Annotated in this window: 2 protein-coding genes; one reads left to right on the top strand and one right to left on the bottom strand. The window is 76.1% G+C overall.

The window, feature by feature from the left end; all coding sequences use genetic code 11:
• Positions 1 to 65: 65 nt before the first annotated feature.
• A complete protein-coding gene (locus BKE38_RS28445) occupies positions 66 to 728 on the bottom strand; it encodes a hypothetical protein (protein ID WP_076960510.1) in 663 nt (220 codons plus the stop codon).
• A gap of 192 nt (positions 729 to 920) precedes the next feature.
• Here BKE38_RS28445 and BKE38_RS28440 point away from each other — a divergent pair.
• A partial coding sequence (locus BKE38_RS28440) for a hypothetical protein (protein WP_207553712.1) occupies positions 921 to 1481 on the top strand: 561 nt, incomplete at its 3' end.

Below are 1481 nucleotides of genomic sequence, written 5' to 3'. Positions count from 1 at the left end.
CAGCTGACCGAGCGGGTCGGAACCTTCGTGGCGGAGGTGCGGGCCGCCTGAGGCCGCCCGGCCGGTCAGACGACGAAGTTGACCAGCCCGCTGCCGCCCCTGGGCAGCGCGGCGCCCGGGCGCGCCGCCAGCGGCACCACCTCGACCGTCGCGGCGGCGGCGGTGCCGCTGCCCTGGCCGGAGGTGCCCTTGATCGAGGTCCCGGTGGCGAAGCTGGCCGACAGCGCCTCGGCCACCGCCGCCTCGCGGCCGGCGCCGGTGGAGTCGCCCGCCTCGCCGGCGCCGAAGACGGCGCGGACATGCTCGGCCACCGCTTCGCGACGCCCGCTTTCGCCAGCGATGCTGCCCATCGAGTCGCCGCCTTGCTGCACGGCCCCGGCGAAGCTGCCGGCCGACATGGCGGAGACCGCGGCGCCGCCGCCCGGCGTGGTGACGATGACCAGCACCGTGTCCTCGCCGGCGGCGCGCATGGCGGCGGCCTGGCTGATGATGTCCTCGAGGAAGCGGGGATCGATGGCGCTGCCGCCGGCGGCCATCACCGGCTTGAAGGCGGCCAGCAGCCCGGCGACCTCGCGCGACGACATGCCGCTGGACTCGGTCGCCGCGGCGCCGCCGCCGGCCGGACGCGCGCCCTGATCCTCGCCCATGGGCGGGCGCGCCGCCGCGGCCTGGAAGCCGTTGGCGAGCACGGAAGGCAGCGCAAAGCGGGATGCACCGACGGACTGCATGAGGCCAAGCTTACGGCAAAACCCGGTCGTTGTCTTACCAAAATACCATTTTTGAGCCTGAGCCTGGGCAGATGCCGCGTTCGTGAGGGGTGCTGCGCGGCCTTCCCTGACGGCAACGCCCCCGCCCGCCCCAGCGTTGCTGCCGCGGGACGGCCGCGCGGGATGCGGCCAGGATGGCTGGGGAGAGCTGCGATGCGGGTCAACAGGCTCTGGACGGTGCTGCCCTGCGCCCCCCTGCTGCTGGCCGGGCTGCTGCTGGCCGGCTGCAAGGAGGAAAAGCAGGCCCAGGCGCCCGACCGCGCCTATGAGGCGGCGGCGCAGCGGGCGGCGGAGGCGGAGCTGGCCAGGCTTGCCGGCGGCGAGGTGGCGCTGCGCGGCGTCCAGGTCTGGCGCCAGGCGGCGACCGAGACCAGCGCCGTCTGCGGCCAGGTCAACCTGCGCAAGGGCGTGCCCGGCGGCGCCTATACCCTGTTCGTCGCGGTGGTGACGCCGCAGCAGGCCGGCGACCCGCGCGGCCCGCTGAAGGCCGAGCAGCATGTGGCGACCAGCGACACCTCGGCCAGCCGGGTCTTCGTCGAGACGCTGCTGCGCTGCTACGACGGCGGCGGCCCGCCGACCCAGCGCGTCGGCGCCCCGCCGCTGGTGCCGCCGGTGCCGGACCAGCTGCCCGACATGGCCACCAGCACCCGGCCGCCGCCGGCGCCGCCACCGCTGCCGGCTAGCCAGACCGCCAACGCGCCGCCGCCCGCCGGC

It is taken from the genome of Teichococcus deserti (assembly GCF_001982615.1).
Taxonomy (GTDB): Bacteria; Pseudomonadota; Alphaproteobacteria; order Acetobacterales; family Acetobacteraceae; genus Pseudoroseomonas; species Pseudoroseomonas deserti.
Note: the sequence above shows the minus strand (reverse complement) of the source record. Positions and strands in the feature narration are given on the sequence as shown.